Here is a 23,450-nt window from a genome sequence, read left to right on the forward strand (position 1 = left end):
AGGAGAGTCACCATGACGCAACGTGAGGTAATTTTTCCAGCAGACAGACACGCTTTATATGAAGAACACGGTTATTCAGCCGCGATCCGCTCCGGCGATCTGCTGTTTGTTTCCGGACAGGTGGGAAGCCGCGCAGACGGCACGCCGGAACCCGACTTTGCCCGCCAGGTGAGGCTGGCTTTCCACAACCTGCAGGCCACGCTGGCTGCCGCCGGGTGCACTTTCGGGGATATTGTCGATGTGACCACCTTTCATACTGATCCTGAAAATCAGTTCGGCACCATTATGGAAGTGAAAAGCGAGGTCTTCAGCCAGAAACCTTATCCCAACTGGACCGCCCTTGGCGTTAACTGGCTTGCCGGATTCGATTTCGAAATCAAGGTGATCGCCCGTATTCCGGAAAAAGCCTGAGGATGAGAGGGCGGGCAAGCCAGTTTCCCGCCTCTTCCGTTCAGCTATCCAGACCCGCTGCCGCCAGCAGCTGTGAGCGCAACCATTTGCTGGCCGGGTCGTGATGGTTTTTGGGATGCCAGTACATGCTGATGACAATCGGCGACAGTGGTAATGGAGGAGAAAAGAGATCCAGGGTTTCAGCAAAGCGCTGCAGCATACGACGCGGTAAGGTGCAGAGCAGATCGGTGCCGGCGATGACCGGTGGTGCCATGGCGTAGCTCTGCGTTGACATCACCACACTTCGTTGCAGTCCCATGCCTGCCAGCGTTTGATCGATAAATCCCGTAAAAGGATCGCCCACGGATGAAACCACCAGATGAGGCAGGGCGCAAAAGGTGTTGAGGTCCAGCGGTTCCTGTCCTCTGGGATGGCCTTTACGCTGGGCGGTGGCGAATTCATCATCAAAAAGTTTCCGCCTGATCCAGCCGTCGTGTGCGCCTGCGTTGATACCGATGTAAATATCGATCTCGCCTTTCTCAAGCTGGGTCGGCAAAAGCTTCATTTCGGGTAAGACAAAGCGGAGGCGAACATCGGGAGCAGCTTTTCTGATGTGGTTGAGCAGATCGGAGCCCAGCGTCAGCGCCGGGTTCTCATGCAAGGCAATAACAAAGGTGCGGTTGCTGTTTGCCGCATCAAAACTGGCCGGTTCCAGCAGCGCGGCAAGACTGCGCAAAGCAAGAGCAACCCGGGGGCGGAGCATTTCCGCCCCCGGCGTCGGTAATACCCCACGTCCATGTGGGGAGGGGATAAAAAGGGGTTCGCCAAACAAGTGACGCAGCCGCGCAAGTCTGGCCGACATGGCGGGCTGGCTGATCCCTAAACGAATGGCGGCGTGGGTAATATTCTGATCGGTCAACAGAGCATCTAAGGTCAATAGCAGATCGATATCGATGTCTGAGATACGCGTCATTCATTTATCCTTCAATGGACTCAGTTACCGGCGCGGTTTGTGTATGTCACCGGCACCCACGCATAGCCGCCGTGGTCATTTTTTGCCACATAGCCGATACCCGGAAACGGCAGATGAGGCGCGGCAATTAATGTTTTATTTTTAACAAAGTCGGCAAAAGCGCTGTTTCTCACCCGGGCCGCACGGTCCGCATCTTTATCGTAAGCGATAGTAACATTGGGTTGCGGGAACTGCACCGCCGCGACATGGATGATATCGCCGACAAAAGTTATCTTTTCGCCGTTATTAACCAGCGTATAAAAAGCAGAACCTGGCGTGTGGCCAGGGTGAACCGTGCCGGTAATACCGGGAAGCACCTCTTCGCTGCCGGAAAAAGTGCGAACTTTGCCGGCATCGAGATAAGGTTTTACCGTTTTGCGGGCAATAGCAAAATAGCTCTGGTCATAACCACTTTTTTGCAGGCTTGCATCATTGAAAAAGAAATCAATATCCGGCTTGCCGATATGTACCGTCGCGTTAGCAAATACCCGCTGGCCATCTTTTACCATGCCGCCTGAATGATCCGAGTGCGCATGGGTTAACAGGATATCGGTGATATCAGCGGGATGAATACCCCTGGTCGCCAGGCTTTCAATCAATCTGCCGCCGTTGCCAGGACCAAACAGCTGACCGGAGCCGGTATCAACCAGCACCTTATGGCCGGGCAACTCAATCAGAAAGGCATTGATCGAGGCTTCCACCGGATTGGCCTGAAAGTTTTTCGCCAGCAGCCTGTCGATATTTTGCGTAGTAGTTCGTTGCAACAGCTTATACAAGTCTTGCGGTACGCTGCCGTCAGTCAGTGAGGTAATGCGAATGGTGCCCACCTGCACGCTATAGCCCCCGGCCTGCTGCTGCATGACATGCTGAGGTACAGCAGCTGTGGCGTAAAGCGCTGGCAACATCTGAAACGCACCGACAAATAATATTGATTGAGCAAGAGTTTTTACAGTCAACATAAACGATCTCCGAAAAGAAAAGCGCATATTAAGCGTTACAGATTTTCCGGGAATCCTCAGGAGCGTGATACGACCTATCAACGGGATGGATAGGTGAGGGCGAAAAGCTTTGATGAATGAAAATAGCGAATAAAAAATTTTATAATTTACCTTCCCTGTATCAGGAGCCGGTTATTTGAAAGTATTTTTCCACCATATTATGTAGCCTGTGGAATTTTATCGGAGAGGTGAAACTATGACGGTTATTTCTGCCCTGCCTTACCCGGCACATCAGACGGATAGTATAAATACAGAATCACAGAGAGTGAACCTGAAGCCCGGACTGCTATGGCGGCTCAGGTTACACGCGTACTGAACATGCGCAGCCCGGAGTGGATCGCATCAAAGAATGACCCGAATTCTGGCCTGGATTGTCTGAACAGAGCTGCCCCATTAATCAGCATTGATCAGGAAAGTTGTTCACGGCCAGCCAATAACTTATACAGATCGAATTGTTATGTGAAAGTGGATGAAGACTATTCCGTAGCAGACATTTTTGGGACGAAACCATAGCTCACTTTAAAGCCGCGAGCTGAATTTAAACTGGCTTAAGCAACCCCTAAAGCCATTAGACCGACTATTGCTGATAAGACAGAAGCTTGTCGTTGCTGTCGGCACTCAATTTTTTGCATGACAGTATCACCCGGCCCCCTGGTTTTGGGGCCGGGTTAAATCCCTGCTGCTTAAAGTACACCCGCAATCATGCCCGCATAATCAGGCGCAACGCAGCCCGTAATCATCCGCATCAGCACCGGCATCGCGAACCTTTGTCCAAAACCAATCAATAATATTGATTGAACAAGGGTTTTTACACTCAACATAAACGATCTCCGAAAAGAAAGCGCATATTAAGCGTTACAGATTTTCCGGGAATCCTCAGGAGCGTGATACGACCTACCAACGGGATGGATAGGTGAAGGAAGCGGTAATTAATTATTTCGCATAAAATTATAATTGAATATTTTTCGCTGCCTGGTGATTATTTGAAATTATTTTACTGTAATACAGAATAACCTGATTAATTTTATTGCAAAGGAGGATATTATGCAGGTTGTTTCTGAAGGATCATCTTTAGCATCTCAGAAAGCAAGTCATCTTACGGAATTGCCTGACGGTGAGTCTGGTGTCAACAGCAACATGGGCTGTCATGTCACAGGAATACAAAATCTCCCTCCGGAGATACTGGAATATATCGCTCTCCATCTTCCTCCCAAGGATTATGGCAAATTTCGACTGACACATCCCTCTATTGCTTCTTCTGTAAGAAGCGTCCAGGAAATTAAAAGCGATTTTTACAATGATACAATCACGGGTAAAATGAAATGTTATCGTAAAAGAGTGTTATTCAGGGCTGTCACAGCTAAAGCATCCGCGCTGACACGAAAAGCTTTATTCAGACGGGAATCGGGATGGCTTGATCATCAACTACCTCGCCTGGTATTAAGTTGTTACTACCATGCCGATTTTACTAAAAATATTCCTGTGCGGGATATTTTTAATGCCATGTCACCTGAACTTAGTGCTGCACACCGGTCGCGTTATCTGCAGGGAGAGCAGCGTTCATCATTAATATTCGATAAATCACAATGGAATCAAAAAGCTGTTGAAGCTATATTCTGTAAAGCCAATATTCTTTTTAAGCGAAATAAATTTGACAGCGGCTTGGTACTGGCCGCGTTAATGAGTGCGTTGCTTGACTATCTTTCAGAAATGAAATCTAAAGAAGGATGCCATATATTCACGCAGGAGTTAATTGAAAAGTATCGGAATACCTGGAGTGACATGTTCTTAGCAGGAGACGTCATTAATCAATTTTCCCCGACTGTAACGAAAAAGTTTACTTCTGACGACATTTATGGAAGAGTTGCGCTGCTCGCAGGCAGTATTAGAAACAGGCAGGAAAGAGAGGTTTTTTATTTAATTTTTGCTGAGTGATGCCAGAAGGAAAATCATATTAACTGCCTGCGTCGTTAAAAAATGATTTAATTTCACGCGTCTAAAGCATCGTATAAATATAAATTATTGTCACTCGACCTTCCTGCTGGCGAGGTGGTTATAACCCTGACTCCTGGGCCAGGCTTGTACGGCGCCAGCCAGCCCGGCGGATGCCGGGCCGGATTAAATCATTGCTGCGTTAAAGTGCGACGGCGCGAACGCGTTGTGGCGTGGCATCGGTATAAAGGGGAACATCCGCCATCACTTTTGGCACTTCCGGAGAATTGAATGAGGCCTCGACAGCGGCTTCATCCCGGAAAACACATTCACAAATGGCGATGGTACCCTCCTGTTGCAGTGCAGGGAAAAACGCGGTGACACTCAGCAGGCCATACTGCTGCCAGGATTCCATACACAGGGGCAGGTGACGCGTGACGAAAAAGTCCCGGTCAAAACGGGTTTCCGCTGTGCCCTGGTAATAGACGAAAACGGTGACCTGAGAATTGTTGGCTTTCATTTCTGATGTAACTCCTGATGTGGCCTGTACAGGCGTGGTTAAAACGATACAGCCTGAAGCTGACGCTGTATCACGCTGGAATAGCGTGACGTAACGGCTCTCCGCCACGTTCATGCGCCGGCGACCCGGCGCTGGCTGGCAGGAACCGCATCGGTGCGACGGGCAAGGGTCATGCCCAGGATTACGCCGACAGCGAGGCAAAATGCAATGCACAGGATCGCGACGATAAAGGCCTGCGTAAGTGTTGCCGGATCTGCGAACACGCCCGCCAGGCTGTAGAAAACCCCGCCGATTACCGCCACGCTGAGCGCCGTACTGACCTGCAGGGTTGAGCTGGCAATACCGGCGATCATGCCCGCATAAGCAGGCGCAACGCGGCCCGTGATCATCCGCATCAGCACCGGCATCGCGAACCCCTGTCCAAAACCAATCACAAAAAGGATGACGGCAAGCGGGGCTGATGCGGGCGTTACGCCGATCGGGGTTGTCGTGATCAACCCGGCCAGACCAGGCAGGCCGATCGCCTCCAGTGCCATACCGACTGGCGTAATCCAGGTGCCGAGGAGACGTTTACAGAGTGGCGTCGCCAGCGGCCCGAGCAAATAACCCGCCCCAAACGGCAGAAACACCAGGCCCGCGTTCAGGGCGTTCACCTGCAGCGCATTCTGCAGATAGATCGAGAACAGCAGAAAGAAGGCCCCGAGGGTATAGAACAACAGGGCGATTAACAGGGCGCGGCCCAGTCCCGGTGCGCGCAGGGCTGCGGGCTCGAGCAGCGGAGCGCCCCCGGTGCGGGCAAGATGACTTTCATAGCGCCAGAAAACCACTGCCATTGCAGGCGCTGCGGCGAGCGACAGCCACGACCACAGCGGCCAACCCACTTCGCGTCCTTCGATCAGCGGCACGACCAGCAACGCCAGGGCCAGCATCGATAATCCCATACCGCCCGGATCCAGTTTGCCTGTCCGTTGTCCGTGTGTTTTCTTCAGGAGGGGAATACCGAACACTATGACCAGTATCGCCACCGGCAGATTGATGAGGAAAACCGTCCGCCATCCCATGCCGAGCGGATCCAGCGAAATCAGAACGCCACCCAATGCCTGGCCGATCACCGCAGCCAGGCCAAACACCGCGCCATAGAGGCTGAGTGCCAGCGGCTTCTCCTTTTCGGGGAAGATCACCTGCACCGAAGCCAGCGCCTGAGGCGCCATGATTGCCGCCGACACCCCCTGCAAGGCGCGTCCGGCGATAAGTGCCCAGGGCGACCATGCGAGGCCGCACAATAGCGAGGCGGCGATAAATCCGAACAAGCCCAGGAAAAACATCCGCCCGCGACCATACAGATCACCCAACCGCCCGCCGGTAATCAGCGTCACGGCATACAGCGCGGCGTAACAGGAAATAATCAGTTGCTCGGCCGAAGACGAGGCGCCCAGCTCTCCTCTGATCGAAGGAAGCGTAACGTTAACAATGAAAAAATCGAGCGGCGGCAAAAAGGATCCCACCAACAGAACGCTAAACATCGCCCAGCGGCGAGGCTCGGGTATAGCCAGATTATTTTGGGACATAACGCCTCACTATGGAACCGATTGGTTCCAAATAAGGTGTAAAAATAAGGATCAGTCGAGAATACGCAGGGTGTGATCCACTATCCTGACCATATCCGCCTCAGATACACCAGTTTTTCCCAGCACACGCATTCCCTGCATCAGGCAGACCAGGGTGCGGGCCATCGCCTGCTCATCGCGATCGGGAATTTCGCCACTTGCCTGGGCACGAACGATAGCCCCGGCAAAAAGTTGCTGCAGACGCCGGAACATGCGTCCTGTTCGCTCTGCAATCTCTGCATCCTGCGCAGCCATTTCCGTTGCCATGGCCACTACGAAGCAGCCGCGCCGCCCCTCCTGATTGGAGGAGAGGGCAGCATAGCGCAGCAGCGACTCACGAATTGCCGTCCGGGCAGAGCCCGGCTGCGACAGGATATCGGCAGTCGCTTTCAGGCCTGCGCTGATGTATTGATCCAGTGCCGCCAGCAGCAGTCCGCGCTTGTCGCCAAAGGCTTTGTAGAGGCTGCCGCGCGACAGCCCGGTGCCTGCGATCAGATCGGGCAGAGAGGCCCCTTCATAACCATGGTCCCAAAAGACGTTCATGGCGTCGCGTGCAGCATCGTTGAGGTCGAATTCGCGCGGACGTCCAGGGCCAGTCTGATTTGCCATCGGTCATCCCGGTTAAAGTAAGGTGATATGTGAACTGATTGGTTCCTATTTTAGTGCTGGTCAGAAGAAGACGCAAGCGCCATGCCGCGGGCAATGAAAACAGCCTGCCGCTGGCAGGCTGATGGGAAGAGAATTCAGAGTGGGGAAGCTGGCAGGGGGGCCTGATCGTAACCCCCCCAGACAGTCTGATCGAAATTAATCACAGAGCCTGTCATCAGGCCGGACTCTTCACTGGCGAGAAACGCCACGGCGCGGGCGACTTCTTCAGGTTGTATCAGGCGGCCAAAAGGTTGTTCAGCAGCGGCCTTTTGCAGCCAGTTATCTTCCGCGCCATGATACTGTTTCATGATGCGGTCTTCGCCTTCAGACGCCATCCAGCCGATATTCAGGCCATTTACACGGATACGGTTGCGTAATAACGCATAGGCGGTATTACGGGTTAAGGTGGCCAGTGCGCCTTTGGATGAGCAGTAAGCCGCAATAAACGACTGCCCGGCCAGCGCTGACATTGAGCAGATGTTCACAATGCTTCCCTGAATGTTTTCACGGCGCATTATCTTGATCGCTTCCTGCATCAGGAAAAACGGGCCGCGAACATTGGTTGCAAAAATCTGATCGAAAAGTTCAGGGTCTGTATCCAGAATGGTGCCGCGATCGGTCATGGCGGCCGCATTAACCAGGATATCCAGCCGACCATATAATTCATCTGTTCTGGCGATTAACTGCCGGCATTCTGCAACGGATGTTAAATCCGTGCGGACAAAATCCACGCGGGTTTCACCTTCGGCGTTCAGTCTTGCCGCAAGGGCTTCACCTTTTTCCTGATTCCTGCCGCATATCACCACACCGGCAGCACCCTGACGGATAAAATGAGAGGCGATCGCGGCACCCAATCCCTGTGTTCCGCCGGTGACCACGGCGACTTTTCCTGCTAACAACATTGTCATCAGATTACTCCCTGAACGAGTGTGTATCCTGCCGCGCTTAGCGCAGGGGTGTCACAGCCAATACGGGTATACTGAAGGGCAAGGTATTTGGTTGGCCTGAACAGCCTCGACAACGAACCAGCCCCGGTAGCCTGCTTCAGCCAGCTTCTTGATATTATTTGAAAATCGACACAGCTTACGCCTGGTATGCGATAAACCCCTTTCAGTCCAGCATCGGGGCGAGGCGTCTTTAAGTGAAAGGCAAGAGGCGCTCTGCGGTTTGTGCAGAATGCCGTAAAGCAGGATAACGATTAAGCCCGGATTTACCAACCCGCCGCTTCGTACGGATACTGAAAGCGTGAGCTCACCGGAATTTTATGGCAGGGCGCTGTTGCATCTGTCAGCTGAAGCGTTAAATGACGTAACCCGCCACTAGTGCGCATAATATTGATTATGTTAAATACACATTCACATCACGCTTTCTGATTACGGTTAAACCCAGTCCCTACCGCATTCTCTCGCTGGCAAGGTTATAAACATTACTGCGCTCACGTTTACCAACAGCCACTACGGCAACGATCAGTTGATCATCTATTACCTGGTAAACCAGTCGAAAACCGGACGCCCGCAGTTTGATTTTGTAGCAGTCCTTGATCCCACGGAGTTTGGCAGATGGAATATGCGGATTCTCACAACACTTCTTCAGCTTTTTAGCAAATTGCTGCTGGAGAGTTTTGTCCAGCTTCTGCCACTCCTTGAAAGCTTCTTCCCTGAATTTGACCGTATAAGTCACAAGAAGGCGTCCAGATTGACATCCAGTAACTGCTGGTTGCTACGCTCATTCACTAATTTAACGAGATCCTGATCGTCCAGCGCATCAAGTATCTGTTCATAAAGTTCAGCAGGAACGCAATAGAATGCGGGCTGGTTGCGGTTGAGAATGGCTACCGGGTAACCATCTCCTGCATTAACAGTGGCCATCGGATTTTTCTTCAGTTCGCTGACGCTGGCACTGGTATCGCTTAAAATAATGTGTGGCATAGGCACTCCATGACTGGTTAACAGGTCTTTATCATAGCAGGATGAAGACCTGTTAACCAGTCATGTCAGGTTCGCAGAAATCTGCGCGGCTTCAGACAGCAACTGGATATTGGCTGACCTTTTTCATGTCAGCATAAGCGCATCAGCGGATTGTCTGGCCTTCTGAATGTCCTTATGCAGATTCCCATTCAGGCACCAAATGCACCATCTATCGTGTGCATAGCTCCCGTCACAAACGAGGCTTCTGGCCCGGCAAGCCATGCGACCATACCAGCCACTTCTTCCGGCCGGCCGTGGCGTTTAATAGCCATAAAACTGTGCATAAGCTCTTTCATCGGTCCTTCTGCCGGATTGGCATCCGTATCGACAGGACCGGGCTGCACCACGTTTATCGTAATTCCGCGCGGCCCCAAATCCCGGGCCAGACCGCGTGCCAGCCCCTGCAGGGCTGATTTGCTGACAGCATAGGATGCCATTCCCGGTACAGGCATCCGGTCTCCATTTACAGAGCCGATTATAATGATACGGCCACCTTCTGGCATCTGACGGGCGGCTTCGACGGCGGCATGATAAGGCGCATGGATATTGATACGGAATAAGCGGTCTGTCGCGTCGCTGTCCTGCTCCAGCGCATCACCAAAGATCGCAATGCCTGCGTTGACTACCAACACATCCAGTGGACCGGCATTACGCACCCGTTCAATCACAGCATCACGATCGGAACTGTCCGTCAGTACGGCTTTACTTCCGGTTTCCTGCGCCAGCTGTAGCGCCGCCTCACGCGACCCGGCATAGCTGAACACCACCAAAGCGCCTTCAGAGGCAAAACGCCGCACGATTGCTGCGCCAATACCCCGGCTCCCGCCCAGCACCAGCACAGAATTGTTTAAAAATCGCATCCTCATTTCCTCAATAATATTGTAGTGATCATTAAAATATTATTCAAAGGATCAGATTGTCAATGATTAATGTAGTGATCACTACAATAAGGTCGTATCCCCTGATACGTCTCTACCGGTTTGATCCGGAACGGTCGCTGGAAATTATGTAACTGTGCGGGGCGTTGATATAGGCGGGCTGCTCAGCAAAGAGACGTCATGGAAAATCCGGGTAAACCAGAGAGGCGGCTATGCGATTGCAACATGCGAGGATCGCCAGATCTGTCCGGAAGCTGCGAAATCTGATCTGGCGGGTCAGCGAGATTGGCTGGGGCATCTGCAATGCGCACAGTTTACCTGTCACCTGATTCGGCCTGTTCCTGAAAAGAGGGTTGAGCCGTGAACTGAGCCTTGCAGGATGCCAGCGGCTATTATCCAGAGGTCTGGCTGCGCAAGCTCAGTGATCACCGTTCAGGACCGGGTTAAATGCTTATTTCAGTCTGCGTGGTAATAGGGCCCGGTACAGACTGACTGACGTACAATCAATTTCCCGCTCATTAAAGGTAACGGTTTAACGTCCTCACCATCCAGCATTCTGGATAACTGCATCAGCGCACTTGAGACCATTTCCTGAACAGGTACATGCACCGTTGTCAGAGCCGGAATAAAACAGGAGGCAACGGGGTTATCATCAAAACTCAATAAGGACACATCCCCGGGCAGCACTTTTCCTGCAGCATTCAGCGAATAAGCCGCCCCCATTGCCATATCGTCATTACTGGCCACTATGGCTGAAAAGGTCGCCTTTCTCTCTAATAATGCCATAGCGGCTCTTTTACCGCTGTCAATGGTCCAGCAGCCATCCAGTATTAATGAATCATTAACCGGAATATGGTTTTCCTTCAACGCCGCTAAATACCCCTTTAAGCGGCTGATACCCGTCCGGGAATTTTCGAGGCCTTTAATGAAGGCAATATCCCTGTGCCCCTGCCGGATAAGGTAATTCACCGCATTGACAGTATCACTTTCATGATCCGCACAGACGGAGTATTGCGGAAATTTTTTCAGGCGGCGGTTAAGGATGATAAGGGGCTTACTGATTGTCGGAATAAGCGCGTCAAGATCCTCCACGCTCAGATATCTGGCATAAATGATGACAGCATCGCAGCGGCTGTCGACGAGGAAGCTGATAGCCTGTCGCTCCTGCCCGGCATTGTGCTTTCCATCGGCGAGCACCAGTTGCGAACCCAACTGTTCGGTCAGGGTTGCCACCTGAAACAGTAACTCACTGAAAAAAGGGCCATGATAAAGGGTGTTCGGCACCATCAGACCGATACTGTGGGAGCGATTGGTTGCCAGATTACGTGCCAGCAGATTTGGGCGATAACCCATCTCCTCTATCGCCAGCATCACTCTGTCACGAACCGTTTTGGAGACATAGTTGTGCCCGGCCAGTACGCGGGATACGGTTGCCTTTGAAACGCCAGCGCGTTTGGCAACATCTAGCATGGTAGTCATTCAGTGTCCTTTTCAGCCCGGGTTTACATTGTAACTAAAAATCCTGCCGGTTAAACCGCCTTTTCTTTCTGCCATCAGCACGCCTGAACAGCATCTCTGTGACAGAGGAACACGAATGCAATTAAATTTCAGGCGTTTATTCATTGCAAATATGAAACCGGTTGCAGATTTATCTTATTTTTTCAGATTAATAATAAAACTCTTGATTGCGTTATGGATCACAAAAACAAAAACACAATCTGAAACCGGTTGCAGATTCTGTTTTCGGTGCGTAAAAATTTAGCAAAAAAGGAGGGTTACATGGTTAAAATATTACTCTGTTGTTCTGCAGGAATGTCCACCAGCATGGTGGTTCAGAGAATGGAAAAGGCAGCAGTTCAGCTTGGTATTGACGCCAGCATTGCAGCAGTCGGAACAGAAGAATTCAGCGAAAAAATTGTTGACTACGACTGCTGCCTGCTTGGGCCACAAATAAAATATAAGCTCACTGATTTCCAGAGCTGTGCGGGTGAATATAATAAACCCGTCGCCGTTATTAATACTATGGATTACGGTATGCTCAACGGTGAAAAAATTCTCAAATCTGCCCTTTCACTCATTGACTCTCACAGGGGGGCCTGATGAGCACACTGGCTGACTCATTGTTTGGGATGATTGAAAATCGCATCAGCCCAATAGCCGCACGTTTGTCGTCGCAAAGGCATGTCGTGGCAATCAAAGATGGTTTTATTGCGTCAATGCCATTTCTGATTGTTGGCTCATTTATGTTGTTGTTTTCTCATCCGCCTTTCAGTGAAAACAGCCAGTGGGGATTTGCCAAATGGTGGCTGGGTATCGTTAAGCAGTACAACGATCAACTGATGATGCCCTATAACATGACCATGGGCATTATGGCTATTTTCATCACCGGTGCCATTGCCTATAACCTGGCGCAAAGTTACAAGCTTAATGGACTGATGGCCGCCCTGCTTTCACTGATGGCTTTTCTGGTGGTCGCTGCGCCGCAAAAAGAGGGTGCTCTCTCCATTTCCTCCCTCGGCGGTGAGGGAATTTTTACAGCCATTCTGATCAGTCTTTACTGTACAGAAGTGATGCATGTTCTGGTGAAATACAACATCGGATTTAAATTGCCGGAACAGGTACCGCCAAAGATCAGGCAATCTTTTGATTTGCTGATTCCCATCATGGTGATCTTTTTAACGCTGTACCCGCTTAATCTGTTTCTGGAAAGTCATCTGGGATTGCTGTTGCCACAGGCCATCATGGCGGTTTTCTCGCCCATTATTTCAGCTGCTGATTCGCTGCCAGCGGTATTAATTGCTGTATTACTTTGTCACCTGCTGTGGTTCGCAGGTATTCATGGTGCGGCTATCGTAGGCGGAATACTGCAGGCTTTCTGGCTGAGCAACCTGGGGTTAAACCAGGAGGCATTAACTGCCGGTGAGGCAATTCCAAAAATCTTTATCGAGCCGTTCTGGCAATTCTTTATTACTGTTGGCGGCTCTGGTGCCACTATGGGGCTGGTACTGCTTTATCTGCGCAGCCGTTCAGCGCATCTGCGTTCCATTGGCCGTCTCGGCCTGGTGCCCGGCATGTTCAATATCAATGAACCAATCATCTTTGGCTCACCGGTTGTGATGAATCCATTGCTGTTTATTCCGTTCATCACCACGCCGTTGATTAATGCCGTGATCGCCTGGACGGCAACCCGTACCAATCTGATTAATCATGTTATATCGCTGGCGCCCTGGACAACGCCAGGCCCCATTGGCGCAGCCTGGTCTACCGGCTGGGACTGGCGGGCAGTGGTACTGGTGATTGTCCTGATCGGAATATCCACCCTGATTTACTACCCGTTCTTCAAAATGTATGAGCGCCAGCTTCTGGCACAGGAAGCGGAAATGGCAACCGGAACGACGCTGGCTGAGGAGATGAAATAATGCAGACTCAGGAAGAGATGGAAAGTACGGTGATGGAACTCATCATCCATGCTGGCGAAGCGCGCTCTTCGGCGATGCAGGCTTTGCAGGAAGCCCGCCAGCATCACTGGCATGAAGCCGACGCCCTGCTGGAGAGTGCCCGCGAAGCGGCGCGGAATGCCCATAAGATCCAGACAGCACTGATCGGGGCGGATGAAGGCTGCGGCAAAATCCCGGTAAATCTGATCATGGTTCATGCACAGGATCACTTAATGAATGCCATGTTGTGCCGTGATTTAGTGGAAGAGTTAATTTATCTGCATCGCGAGATGCACGAACTGGTAAAAAAACATACGCATTAATGCGTTGAGACGTCGTTGATCTGATGAAAGGAAGGATTATGTCTGGCAAGTTACCCGCAGGATTTTTATGGGGCGGCGCCGTTGCTGCCCATCAGGTGGAAGGTGGCTGGAACGAAGATGGCAAAGGCCCCAGCATTGTTGATGTTCTGACCGGTGGTGCCCACGGCGTTGACCGTGAGATCACCGATGGCATCATTGAAGGCAAACACTATCCCAACCATCTGGCGACCGATTTTTATCATCGCTACAAGGAAGATATCGCCCTGTTTGCCGAAATGGGCTTTAAATGTTTTCGCACCTCCATTGCATGGACACGGATTTTCCCAAAAGGGGATGAAGCTGAGCCAAATGAAGCGGGTCTGCGTTTCTATGACGATCTGTTTGATGAGCTGCTGAAAAACGGCATAGAACCGGTTATTACCCTTTCTCACTTTGAAATGCCTCTTCATCTTGTCAGGCAGTATGGCGGCTGGCTTAACCGCGCGTTGATCGATCTCTTTGTCCGTTACAGCGAAGTGGTGCTGGAGCGTTATAAGCACAAAGTGAAATACTGGATGACGTTTAATGAGATCAACAATCAGCGTAACTGGCGTAAACCTCTGTATGGCTACAGTAATTCCGGTGTGATTTTTACCGATCACGAAAATCCGGAAGAAGTGATGTATCAGGTGTTGCACCATCAGTTTGTTGCCAGCGCAAAAGTGGTCAAACTGGGTCATGCCATTAACCCGGACTTCAAAATCGGCTGCATGCTGGCGATGGTCCCGCTCTATCCCTGGTCCTGCCATCCGGATGATGTGATGTATGCGCATCAGGCGATGCGCGAACGCTATCTGTTTGGTGATGTACATATGCGGGGCGCTTACCCCTCTTATATCAAGAAAGAGTGGACATTACGCGGTTTCAACATCCGGATGGAGCCTGAAGATGAGCAGACGCTGCGTGAGGGCTGCACCGACTATCTCGGGTTCAGTTACTACATGAGCAATGCGGTTGAGCACCCCTCCGCCGCGCAGCCTGGGAACACGCCGCTGGAAGCGTTTCCCGGCAGCCGTAAAAATCCGCATGTGCAGGCGTCAGACTGGGGCTGGCAAATTGATCCGGTTGGCCTGCGTTATACCCTCAACCTGCTCTATGAACGTTACCAGAAGCCCCTGTTTATCGTGGAAAATGGCTTCGGCGCTGTAGATAAAGTCGGGGCTGATGGCGAAATCAATGATGATTACCGCATTTCCTATCTGCGTGAGCACATCGAGCAAATGAAGAAAGCAGTGCTGGAAGACGGGGTGGATCTTATGGGCTTTACGCCCTGGGGATGCCTTGACTGCGTGTCATTTGGCACAGGCCAGTACAGCAAGCGTTACGGTTTTATCTATGTGAACCGCAATGATGACGGAACCGGTGATTTCTCCCGCGCCAGAAAGAAAAGCTTTGACTGGTACAAGACAGTCATCGCTACCAATGGTGAAACGCTGTAAATCAAACCCGTCAGGTCTGGCACCCTGACGTCACGACAATGAAGGTTGTGATGGCGTAGCCCGGACCTGACGGATATTTCTGAACACGCCATTTGAATGCAATCCTGAATTCCATCTGTTACAGCCACAACATGCGGGTATCAGCGGAGAATATGATGTGAAAATTGCGGCATTTGATATTGGCGGCACTGCCCTGAAAATGGGGGTAGTTACTGAAAAAGGTGACATTCTTACTAAAGCAAAGCAGGATATCCCTCACTTTTCCGGCGAAAAAATTCTTGCGGGCTTACTGGCCTGGCTGGAAACCCATCCTGATTGCGGCGGTATTGCAGTAAGCGCGCCGGGTTATGTTAATCCGCACACCGGTTTTATTACTATGGGTGGCGCTATCCGCGATTTCGATCATTCCCATTTGCAGGCGTGGCTGAGCCAGAAAACCGCCCTGCCGGTTACGGTGGAAAATGATGCCAATTGCGCCTTACTGGCTGAGCGCTGGTTGGGTAAAGCCCGGAGCATGTCAGATTTTCTGATGATGACTATCGGTACCGGCATCGGTGGTGCCATCTTCTGTAATGGCGCGCTGGTACATGGTCATCGCTTCAGTGCGGGTGAGTTCGGTTATAGGTTGAATGAACGCCCCCGTGCCGATCGGCTGATGAAATACACCCTGCATGAGATCTGCACACTGACGGTGTTGCGCGGACGCTATGCCGCGCATAGCGGTAAAACACTGGAAGAAGTCAGCGGTGAGGAGATTTTTGAAAAATATGATCGCGGTGATTCCGTCTGCACATCGCTGGTCACGCAATTTTTTCAGGATATTTGCGCAGGTATTTTTAACCTCTCACATATCTTCGATCCTGAATGTATTTTCCCTGGTGGCGGAATAACCGAACGCCCGCAGTTTATTGATGAAGTAAAAGAATATCTGGATCGCTATGGTATTCCCGCTGAGGTAACAAAGGCGCAGCACGGCAACAGCGCTGGCCTGCCTGGTGCCGTTTATCATTTTATCTCCAGCCAGCACGAATGATTTAGCAACCGGGCCGCAATGCAAAATCTTGCTCAGATTGAGCAGGACACCATTACTACATGACGTCCGGTGAGCGAGTAGCTATTGCCAGATGGGTCCAGCGCGCTCCTGCCTGAAGCCAGAAATATGCTTCGCGGCAGGGGCATTTCCAGTATCATAGCTCTACCTACAGCTTATGGAATAAGTGTTACCGCCTGATATGACCATTCAACCCAGCGCAATCCTCTCACGGCTTAGCTCTGCTCTGACCGCAGAAAGTCGCACCCCGCTGTATAAACGTTTTGCCACGGCTATTAAAGAGGCGGTGCGCGACGGTACGCTGGTACATGAAGAGATCCTGCCGGGTGAACGCGAATTCAGCCAGTCGCTGAATATTTCGCGCATTACCGTGCGTAAAGCGATGGATGCGCTGGAGAAAGAAGGCGTGGTGTCCCGCTCGCGCGGCTACGGTACGCAGATTTGCAGCCAGTTTGAATATTCGCTGAAAGAGCCGAAAGGTCTGTCGCAGCAGGCGGTATTACGCGGCAAAAAGCCCGATACAGTGTGGATCAACAAGAGCAAAATCCCCTGCAGTGCAGAGATTGGCGAGAAGCTGGGCCTGAATAAAGGCAGCGAGGTCTATCTGCTGAAGCGCATTCGCTATGTAGATCAGCAGGCGGTCTCGGTGGAGGAATCCTGGGTGCCGACACGCTTTATCGCTGACGCCGATGACATCGGCATCTCCCTCTATGACTACTTTCAGCGTCACAATGTGCTGCCGGTGAAATCGCAAAGCAGAGTGAGCGCGCGCATGCCGGATGAGGCTTTGCAGCAGCAGATTGCCCTGCCCGACAATGTGCCGGTGCTGGTGATCAAACAGCTGGCGCTTGACGCGCAAGGCAATCCGCTGGAATACAGTATCAGTTACTGCCGTAGCGATATGTACGTGTTTATTGCTGAGTAAGGCGCTGCTGCCAGTATGTCTTCAGAGCGGCGCGATCGGGCGCACAGTCACCGCCGCGCTGCGCTACCACATAGGATGCCACGGTATTGCCAAGCGTAACGCTATCCGCCAACGACCAGCCTGAAGCGAGTCCGGCCAGCAGCCCGCCTGCATGGCTGTCACCCGCGCCGATGGTATCTACGACGCGGGTGGTCAGCGCCGGGATCCAGCCCTGGGTTTCACTATCGACATACCCCGCCCCTTCACTGTCGAGCCGCACCACCAGCGCCCCTCCACCAAAACGCTGCTGCCAGCGGGACATAAAACCGTCAGCCGTAAAGGGCGCGCTGAGGCCAAGACGTTCCTGCCACAGCAGTTCCGCCTCCTGCCTGTTTACGGTAATCAGCGGTTGCAGCGCCATAATGCGATCAAACTGCGCAGCGCTGATATCAGCCAGGCGCGGTCCAAAGTCTACCAGCAGCTGATAAGGTGACGTTTGCTGTTCAAGCCACGCTGTCAGCACCTCGCCGCTTTTGCTGATGAGCTGATAGCCGGAAAGGTAGATCCAGCGATGATCGGGCTGCGGCAGGGTATTGAGCAGTGCGGTATCCCACTGATTTTCCACACCACTGACTGACAGGAATGTACGCTCGCCATCCGGCTCCACCAGCGCCAGACACCAGCCATTGTCCCCTTGCGCAGTCTCCAGCACGCTGCTGATGCCATATTCCGTCAGCTTCTGCCGCACGATGCTGGCCCAGATGCCCTTGCCGAGCGGCAGCGCGTTGATCGACGGAATACCGAGCCGGTGCAGCGCAATGGCCACATTCAGCGCACAGCCGCCTACACTGACACCCTGCTGATGAAGTTCAATATCGCTGCCGCGGAGCGGCAAAGCATCAGCCTCAGCAATGACATCAACAACCGCTGCCCCTATCACGCACACCGGCAGCTGCCCGTTCAGTTTTGAAAGATCGTCAGGTATCAGCACAGGCGGCCTCGCGCTGCTGGCGGAAACGGATAAATGCGCTGCTGTAACGGGTAAAATCAAGAGCGTTGACCGCGTTCAGTTCATCTTTCAGGTTGGCATCGATGGCATCAATGCCATGTAACGCCCCGCAAATGGCGACTGCCATAGCCCCGATGGTGTCGGTGTCGCCGCCAAGGTTAGCGCAGAGAATCGCACAGCGATTGGGATCGGTGCCGGACAGCTCAACCATGGCAATCGCGGCGGGCACCGATTCAATGGTGCTGGTCCCGGTGCCAACCAGATCGTAAATCTGCTGCATGGTGGATTCTACTCCCCTGCCCTGCGCGACCACGCTCAATGCCAGCTCTGTGCGTGCCGCCATCGAGGCGCTGAAGGTGGTGATGCGTTTTTCCTGCGCGGCGCGCGCAATCGCCGGCAGCTCATCGCGAATCGTCGCCCAGCTGGCGCCCTCAATCGCCCGTGAAACCGCCCAGGCGATCACCGTGGCACCGGCAATCGCCACATCTGATTTATGCGTCGGGCTGGAGGCCAGCGCCACTGCCTCGATAAAGAGATCCGGATGCTTTGCCGGTAGCAGACAACCGAGCGGCGCTATGCGCATCGCCGCGCCGTTAGTTAATCCATTGTTCTCCAGCTGCGCCACCGGCGTACCGCTTTTCAGCGCGTGAAGGGCGATTTTAGAGGTCGGCCCGAGGACATTTTTGTTGAAGGCGTCGAACGCCTCTGCCCAGCGCAGAATGTAGGCACCGATGGTTTCCGGAATAATTGCCCCTTCGTGCGTAATAATGGCATCGGCTAACGCCAGCGCCATTGAGGTATCGTCGGTAAAGGTCGCGCGGCCAAAGTAGCAGGCAGCATTGTTTTCTGCCGGGCCGGGCAGAAAGCGATCGATCCAGCCAAAATGCTGTTTCACACGGCTGCGCGGCCAGAGTTCCGATGGCATTCCCATCGCATCGCCCAGTGCCTGGCCATAAAACGCGCCCAAAATCCGTTTTTCCTGGAGTGTCATCGTCATGGTTATATCTCTTACTTATGGCTGTCAGCCGTTGCTGTTTGTTCGAAGGCGGTTAATTCATCGCTGCGTTTTTTACCGTCCCGGAACAGCACGATAAAGGCAATGGTGATGATCACGATCATGATGCTGCCGAACATCCACATCCCCGCCCAGTTGAAAGTCTGGCCGTTAACCGGCTGATCATGAGCGAACATCTCCTGCATCAGGTAGCCGCCAAGACGATAACCGAGCAGGCTGCCAATTCCCTGACAGGCCAGCGTAATCAGACCCTGAGCAGCATTACGCATCTCCACCGGCGCTTTCTTGTCCACGTAAATGTAGGCGGTGATGAAATAGAAATCGTAGCTCACGCCGTGTAGCAGGATGCCCATAAACAGCAGCCCCATGGTCAGCACGTTTTGATCGCCGCCAAAGACAAAAAACACGTAACGCAGTGCGGCCGTCACCAGGCCAAGCAGCAGCACTTTGCCGATACCGAAGCGTTTGATAAAGAATGGCAGCGCCAGCAGGAAGAAGATTTCGGAAACCTGTCCCAGCGTCATCCAGCCGGTAGCGTGCGGCAGACCCACCTCGGTCAGAAAGCCTTCAGCAAAAATGTAATAGAAGGCCAGCGGCATGCTGAACAGGAACGAACAGACAAAAAAGACGAGGAAGCTGCGATCTTTCAGCAGGTGCAACGCATCAAGACCCAATGCGACGCGCAGGCTGAATTTGCCGGTGCTTTTCGGTTCGGTGGCTGGCAGAGTCAGGGCAAATACCCCCAGCACGAACGAGCTGGCGGCGGTAATCAGCAAAGGAACGTTGCTGGCAGAGATATCGCCAAAGCCAAGCAGTGGCGGCAGGAAGCCACAGACGATGCCCGAGGCGATCCAGCCAATGGTGCCCATCAGGCGGATGCGCGGATAATCGCTTTCCACATCGCCTACGTGAGAGAAGGCAATACTGTTAGTCAGCGCAATCGTGGGCATGTAAGTCAGCGCATACAGCAGCAGCAGCGGAAAGAAGCCGCCAAAATGTGTTTGCTGCGCGGCCAGGTACATCAATATCGACCCGACTATCATCAGTAAGGACAAAACTTTCTGCGCCTGGAAGAAGCGGTCGGCCAGCGAGCCCACCAGGATCGGCGACAGAATAGCGGCAATGGAAGTACAGGCGTAGCACCAGGCAATCTCAACCGGCGTAAAGCCGTTTTTGCTGAGAAACGCCCACAGCGGCACAAACCATGCCCCCCAGATAAACCACTCAAGAAACATCATAAACGACAGCTTTGGAATTTTAGTTTTCATTGATTAAAGCTCCCCGGTGTTGGTAACACCAAACTAACACCATTGAAGATACCTTTGTAATACCAATGACTGATGGTTTGCGCTGCTTCACAGATTTTTACCTTATGGTTAACCTGAGTGGTAAAGCGGAAGCGGGACAGGCGACAGCGAAGGCGTGTGCAGCAGGCCTGCAAGGAGATAACGGATGATTTCTACCTCAGTCACAGGCAGCGTAACTGAGGTACGCGAAAATATTAACGGCTGATACGCTCTCCCATCAGCTGACGACAGCCGTCAGGGGTGCGGAAAACAGCCGCTTTTTCCTCTGGCGCGAGCTGTTCCCAGATGCTGAATACCTTCTCGCCAAGATCCGGCAGGTAGTGGATTTTCTGCAGCGCATAGTCGGAGTTACTCCCTTCGATGACGGCCTGCATATCTGACTGGAAACGCTGACTGTCATCGTGGCGAATGGCGCAAAAAACGGAGACGTAATAGGCCTCTTCTTCATGCGTGTAATGGGGCATCAGCCACCAGGCGAGCAGGCCAGCACAGGCCGCGAGCGGAAGGATAAAAGAGAGTTTGAAAAACGACATGGTATACCAGCATATAAATAAAGGCCGACCCGAGGGAGTCAGCTGAAAATCGGTCGGGTGCATTAAAACACCGGGCGGACATTTATGACAGAACGGCCGCACGCTCTCAAACAAAGCGGCGAGCCTGTCGCCTGTTAAAATTTTAACATTCAATATTTTACAGGAAAATCGAACTTTAATAACCTGTGCTCAGTCGATATAACAGCTGCGCTGACAAAAAACGGATGGATAATGCCCTGAAAGGGCTGTGCTAACGCCAGATCATTACTGAGATAAAAATGCGAAATAACTATGCAGCCCCCCAAATTTTGTTCCACTGGCTGACGGTGCTGTTGCTGGCTGTCGCGTATATGACCATTGAACTGCGCGGTTTCGCCGTGCGCGGCTCCTGGCAGGGTCGTGCGATAATTATCACCCATTTTAGCGCCGGATTCTGTGTATTGCTGGTAATGCTGACGCGTCTCTGTCTGCGTACCCGCTTTACAACGCCTGCCATTACGCCGCCAGCACGTCCCTGGCAGAGCGGCCTGGCTCATCTGGTTCATGCTGCCATTTACGCGCTGTTTATCCTTTTACCTGCCCTGGCCCTCAGTTCGCGCTACCTGAGCGGCAGAGAATGGTGGCTGTTTGGCATAAGCATGCCGGTAGCGCAGCCTCCGGCTCCAGAAGTTGCTGCCGTATTGATTCACTGGCACAAAATCCTGGCCCCGGCAGGCTACTGGCTTATTGGCCTGCATGCGCTGGCCGCGCTGTTTCATCATTATTGCCTGCGCGACAATACGCTGGTGCGAATGTTGCCCCGACGCAGCCGCTGACAGGATACCGGCAGCCTCAGCCTGATTCTGGTTTGCCCGGCTGAGGGGGCAGGTTTGCTGCGCGGTGTGAGGATAAGTATCCGCGAACTGACGAAACGTCTTCTCAGCTTTTTTAACAGCCGGGCCCTGGATTTACCACTATCAAAGCGCTCACTGGCCCCGGTAGCAGAACCGGCCTGTACCTGCGCCGGAAACGGCAATGGCATAATTTTTCCCGATCACCAGATCGTTGTGGATGACAGAACCATCCTCCTGCGCAAACCGGTAACCGGGGTCGCCTCTGCGCCGACATTGATCGTAGCGCTGCCATCAGGATCGAACGAAATGGCAGAGCGAATCGCGGTGCCACGGTTCACGTTGAGCGTGACATTTTGCAGTGAAATTTTGCGGGTTTCGGCGCGATTATTGATTACATTGCCGCCGTCACAGGCGCTAGCGTCACAGCGGTTAATACTGGCATCAGGTGCCGCATTATCATTGCCGATGGCGACATTCAGGGTGCCTTTACTGACGGAAGCTACGCGCGTATTAATATATTGTTTGTCATTTACATCAACGTAATCCGGCACGGCACTGGATAGCGTGACCGGAGGCAGTTCAATAAGCGAATCGTTATAAACCTGATAAAGCTGATAAATACCGGTGTCAGGATTGGGAATCTTAACTGTGAAGTTTTGCGGCCCGATATTAAGAAGGGGCTTACCGGTTAAATTATCGCTGTTAATACGCTCTCTGTTGAGGTGATCGTCCGGCGTGGCACGAATTTCACCGCTGACGCCAGCATCAAATTGCGGCAGACCCTGCAATGTTTGTGTGCTGCCATCGCACAGGCAATAGGCCCCCGCCTTGTTATCGTTGAGTCGGGCGTAAAAGGTTTTAAATCGATCGCTGAGGCATGTATGGCAGGGTAAAGCATCGCTTGCGCGGCTATCAGCTGCATAAGTATGGGATTTAATTTGAACCTACTGTTTCCCTCCAGAGAGGAAACACAATGCCCGCATCACGTTAACCGCCATGTTGAGGAGAATATTTACCGGATAAGGCGGCAATACAGACCTCAGGTCGAGGGAAGATTGATATAAATAGCATCATTCCGTTACGAAAGTGTCCAATACTATTTAATTATTTTCCTACAGATGTTTAAATATAAATCAAGGCACAGCGAAACCTCTGTTATTTAATGGAACTCTTTATTAAAGAATTAAACCTAAATATTAATAGCTTGATTTAATTTTTCTATCCTTAATAAAAAATCAAAATTCATTAGATCAGATAAATAAAGGGAAACGGTAAAGCGGCTTACGCTTAAATTAAATGTGTCATAAACACGCCCCTTGCATTGCCGTATTCTGAAAGCTAAACCGCATGGTGCTGATACTCAGGGGAACATGCTCAATGAGTTCGATGCAGAGGCAGGTTGAAATGTTTAGCCTGACAAGTAACCGGGGTGACAGCGTGAACTCAGCAGGTGCGTTTTTATACTTTTGCGGCGTTATGCCGGTACCCTGCATATGACGTTTTGTCAGATGACAGCAGCTGAACTCTCGTGAAAAAAACGACCTTACCGATCCGCTGTTAACTCTCCTCTCCATCCCTTCGCCCGAATCTCCGTCTTCAATGGTGATA

Annotated in this window: 25 protein-coding genes; 9 read left to right on the forward strand and 16 right to left on the reverse strand. The window is 52.1% G+C overall.

Translation table 11 applies throughout. From position 1 onward, the window contains the following. Positions 1-12: 12 nt before the first annotated feature. Positions 13-411: a RidA family protein gene (locus E0E17_RS18780; protein ID WP_130835691.1), complete on the forward strand. Its 399-nt coding sequence runs from the start codon at positions 13-15 to the stop codon at positions 409-411. 40 nt (positions 412-451) lie between these two features. Here E0E17_RS18780 and E0E17_RS18785 read toward each other — a convergent pair whose 3' ends face one another. The 3 genes from E0E17_RS18785 to E0E17_RS20280 all read right to left on the reverse strand — a co-directional run bounded on the left by E0E17_RS18785 (position 452) and on the right by E0E17_RS20280 (position 3,221). After that, entirely contained in the window at positions 452-1,363 is a 912-nt protein-coding gene (locus tag E0E17_RS18785; protein ID WP_130835692.1) for a LysR family transcriptional regulator, read from the reverse strand. 20 nt (positions 1,364-1,383) lie between these two features. Further along, positions 1,384-2,361, reverse strand: coding sequence for an MBL fold metallo-hydrolase (locus E0E17_RS18790; RefSeq protein ID WP_130835693.1), 978 nt, complete (start codon positions 2,359-2,361; stop codon positions 1,384-1,386). Between the two features lie 722 nt (positions 2,362-3,083). Next, positions 3,084-3,221, reverse strand: coding sequence for a hypothetical protein (locus tag E0E17_RS20280; protein WP_165446266.1), 138 nt, complete (start codon positions 3,219-3,221; stop codon positions 3,084-3,086). A gap of 223 nt (positions 3,222-3,444) precedes the next feature. Here E0E17_RS20280 and E0E17_RS18795 point away from each other — a divergent pair, with 223 nt between their 5' ends. Then, positions 3,445-4,335 carry an F-box protein gene (locus tag E0E17_RS18795; RefSeq protein ID WP_130835694.1) on the forward strand — a complete coding sequence of 297 codons (891 nt, stop codon included), beginning with the start codon at positions 3,445-3,447 and terminating at the stop codon, positions 4,333-4,335. 199 nt (positions 4,336-4,534) lie between these two features. Here E0E17_RS18795 and E0E17_RS18800 read toward each other — a convergent pair whose 3' ends face one another. The 8 genes from E0E17_RS18800 to E0E17_RS18835 form a co-directional block, all read right to left on the reverse strand. Further along, complete coding sequence (locus E0E17_RS18800) at positions 4,535-4,852, reverse strand: EthD family reductase (protein ID WP_130835695.1); 318 nt, start codon at positions 4,850-4,852, stop codon at positions 4,535-4,537. 110 nt (positions 4,853-4,962) lie between these two features. Then, positions 4,963-6,420: an MFS transporter gene (locus E0E17_RS18805; RefSeq protein ID WP_130835696.1), complete on the reverse strand. Its 1,458-nt coding sequence runs from the start codon at positions 6,418-6,420 to the stop codon at positions 4,963-4,965. A 51-nt stretch (positions 6,421-6,471) separates the two neighbouring features. Further along, positions 6,472-7,068, reverse strand: coding sequence for a TetR/AcrR family transcriptional regulator (locus E0E17_RS18810; protein ID WP_130835697.1), 597 nt, complete (start codon positions 7,066-7,068; stop codon positions 6,472-6,474). 134 nt (positions 7,069-7,202) lie between these two features. Beyond that, positions 7,203-8,015 (reverse strand): SDR family oxidoreductase, encoded by an 813-nt coding sequence (locus E0E17_RS18815; protein ID WP_130835698.1) that lies wholly within the window; start codon positions 8,013-8,015, stop codon positions 7,203-7,205. 484 nt (positions 8,016-8,499) lie between these two features. Further along, positions 8,500-8,787 (reverse strand): type II toxin-antitoxin system RelE family toxin, encoded by a 288-nt coding sequence (locus E0E17_RS18820; protein ID WP_130835699.1) that lies wholly within the window; start codon positions 8,785-8,787, stop codon positions 8,500-8,502. Continuing rightward, on the reverse strand, positions 8,784-9,035 hold the full coding sequence (locus tag E0E17_RS18825; RefSeq protein WP_130835700.1) for a type II toxin-antitoxin system Phd/YefM family antitoxin: 252 nt from the start codon (positions 9,033-9,035) through the stop codon (positions 8,784-8,786). The genes E0E17_RS18820 and E0E17_RS18825 overlap by 4 nt, the downstream gene beginning before the upstream one ends. A 188-nt stretch (positions 9,036-9,223) precedes the next feature. Next, positions 9,224-9,934 carry an SDR family oxidoreductase gene (gene bdcA / locus E0E17_RS18830; protein WP_130835701.1) on the reverse strand — a complete coding sequence of 237 codons (711 nt, stop codon included), beginning with the start codon at positions 9,932-9,934 and terminating at the stop codon, positions 9,224-9,226. Between the two features lie 474 nt (positions 9,935-10,408). Continuing rightward, positions 10,409-11,431: a LacI family DNA-binding transcriptional regulator gene (locus E0E17_RS18835; protein WP_130835702.1), complete on the reverse strand. Its 1,023-nt coding sequence runs from the start codon at positions 11,429-11,431 to the stop codon at positions 10,409-10,411. Positions 11,432-11,731: 300 nt separating this feature from the next. On the opposite strand from E0E17_RS18835, the gene E0E17_RS18840 reads away from it, so the two are divergent. The 6 genes from E0E17_RS18840 to E0E17_RS18865 all read left to right on the forward strand — a co-directional run bounded on the left by E0E17_RS18840 (position 11,732) and on the right by E0E17_RS18865 (position 17,166). Beyond that, positions 11,732-12,052: a PTS sugar transporter subunit IIB gene (locus E0E17_RS18840; RefSeq protein ID WP_130835703.1), complete on the forward strand. Its 321-nt coding sequence runs from the start codon at positions 11,732-11,734 to the stop codon at positions 12,050-12,052. Beyond that, the gene (locus tag E0E17_RS18845; RefSeq protein WP_130835704.1) at positions 12,052-13,371 is read left to right on the forward strand and encodes a PTS sugar transporter subunit IIC; all 1,320 of its coding nucleotides are present in this window, start codon (positions 12,052-12,054) and stop codon (positions 13,369-13,371) included. The genes E0E17_RS18840 and E0E17_RS18845 overlap by 1 nt, the downstream gene beginning before the upstream one ends. Next, positions 13,371-13,712 (forward strand): PTS lactose/cellobiose transporter subunit IIA, encoded by a 342-nt coding sequence (locus E0E17_RS18850; RefSeq protein ID WP_237680843.1) that lies wholly within the window; start codon positions 13,371-13,373, stop codon positions 13,710-13,712. The genes E0E17_RS18845 and E0E17_RS18850 overlap by 1 nt, the downstream gene beginning before the upstream one ends. A 38-nt stretch (positions 13,713-13,750) precedes the next feature. Beyond that, positions 13,751-15,190 carry a 6-phospho-beta-glucosidase gene (locus E0E17_RS18855; RefSeq protein WP_130835705.1) on the forward strand — a complete coding sequence of 480 codons (1,440 nt, stop codon included), beginning with the start codon at positions 13,751-13,753 and terminating at the stop codon, positions 15,188-15,190. A gap of 157 nt (positions 15,191-15,347) precedes the next feature. Next, the gene (locus E0E17_RS18860; protein ID WP_130835706.1) at positions 15,348-16,223 is read left to right on the forward strand and encodes an ROK family protein; all 876 of its coding nucleotides are present in this window, start codon (positions 15,348-15,350) and stop codon (positions 16,221-16,223) included. A gap of 199 nt (positions 16,224-16,422) precedes the next feature. Then, positions 16,423-17,166 (forward strand): GntR family transcriptional regulator, encoded by a 744-nt coding sequence (locus E0E17_RS18865; RefSeq protein ID WP_130835707.1) that lies wholly within the window; start codon positions 16,423-16,425, stop codon positions 17,164-17,166. On the opposite strand, the gene E0E17_RS18870 is transcribed toward E0E17_RS18865, so the two are convergent. The 4 genes from E0E17_RS18870 to E0E17_RS18885 form a co-directional block, all read right to left on the reverse strand. Beyond that, a complete protein-coding gene (locus E0E17_RS18870) occupies positions 17,153-18,136 on the reverse strand; it encodes a PfkB family carbohydrate kinase (protein ID WP_130835708.1) in 984 nt (327 codons plus the stop codon). The two genes, E0E17_RS18865 and E0E17_RS18870, sit on opposite strands and share 14 nt — an antisense overlap. Beyond that, positions 18,123-19,151 (reverse strand): ADP-ribosylglycohydrolase family protein, encoded by a 1,029-nt coding sequence (locus tag E0E17_RS18875; RefSeq protein WP_130835709.1) that lies wholly within the window; start codon positions 19,149-19,151, stop codon positions 18,123-18,125. The genes E0E17_RS18870 and E0E17_RS18875 overlap by 14 nt, the downstream gene beginning before the upstream one ends. An 11-nt stretch (positions 19,152-19,162) precedes the next feature. Then, entirely contained in the window at positions 19,163-20,437 is a 1,275-nt protein-coding gene (locus E0E17_RS18880; protein WP_130835710.1) for a nucleoside permease, read from the reverse strand. A 233-nt stretch (positions 20,438-20,670) separates the two neighbouring features. Further along, positions 20,671-21,009: a hypothetical protein gene (locus tag E0E17_RS18885; RefSeq protein ID WP_130835711.1), complete on the reverse strand. Its 339-nt coding sequence runs from the start codon at positions 21,007-21,009 to the stop codon at positions 20,671-20,673. A gap of 278 nt (positions 21,010-21,287) precedes the next feature. Here E0E17_RS18885 and cybB point away from each other — a divergent pair, with 278 nt between their 5' ends. After that, positions 21,288-21,824, forward strand: coding sequence for a cytochrome b561 (gene cybB, locus E0E17_RS18890; RefSeq protein ID WP_130835712.1), 537 nt, complete (start codon positions 21,288-21,290; stop codon positions 21,822-21,824). Positions 21,825-22,042: 218 nt separating this feature from the next. Here the strand turns inward: cybB and E0E17_RS18895 are convergent, their stop codons facing one another. Beyond that, positions 22,043-22,630 (reverse strand): hypothetical protein, encoded by a 588-nt coding sequence (locus tag E0E17_RS18895; protein ID WP_130835713.1) that lies wholly within the window; start codon positions 22,628-22,630, stop codon positions 22,043-22,045. Between the last annotated feature and the right edge of the window lie 820 nt (positions 22,631-23,450).

It is taken from the genome of [Erwinia] mediterraneensis (assembly GCF_900604315.1).
In the GTDB taxonomy this organism is placed as follows: Bacteria; Pseudomonadota; Gammaproteobacteria; order Enterobacterales; family Enterobacteriaceae; genus Pantoea; species Pantoea mediterraneensis_A.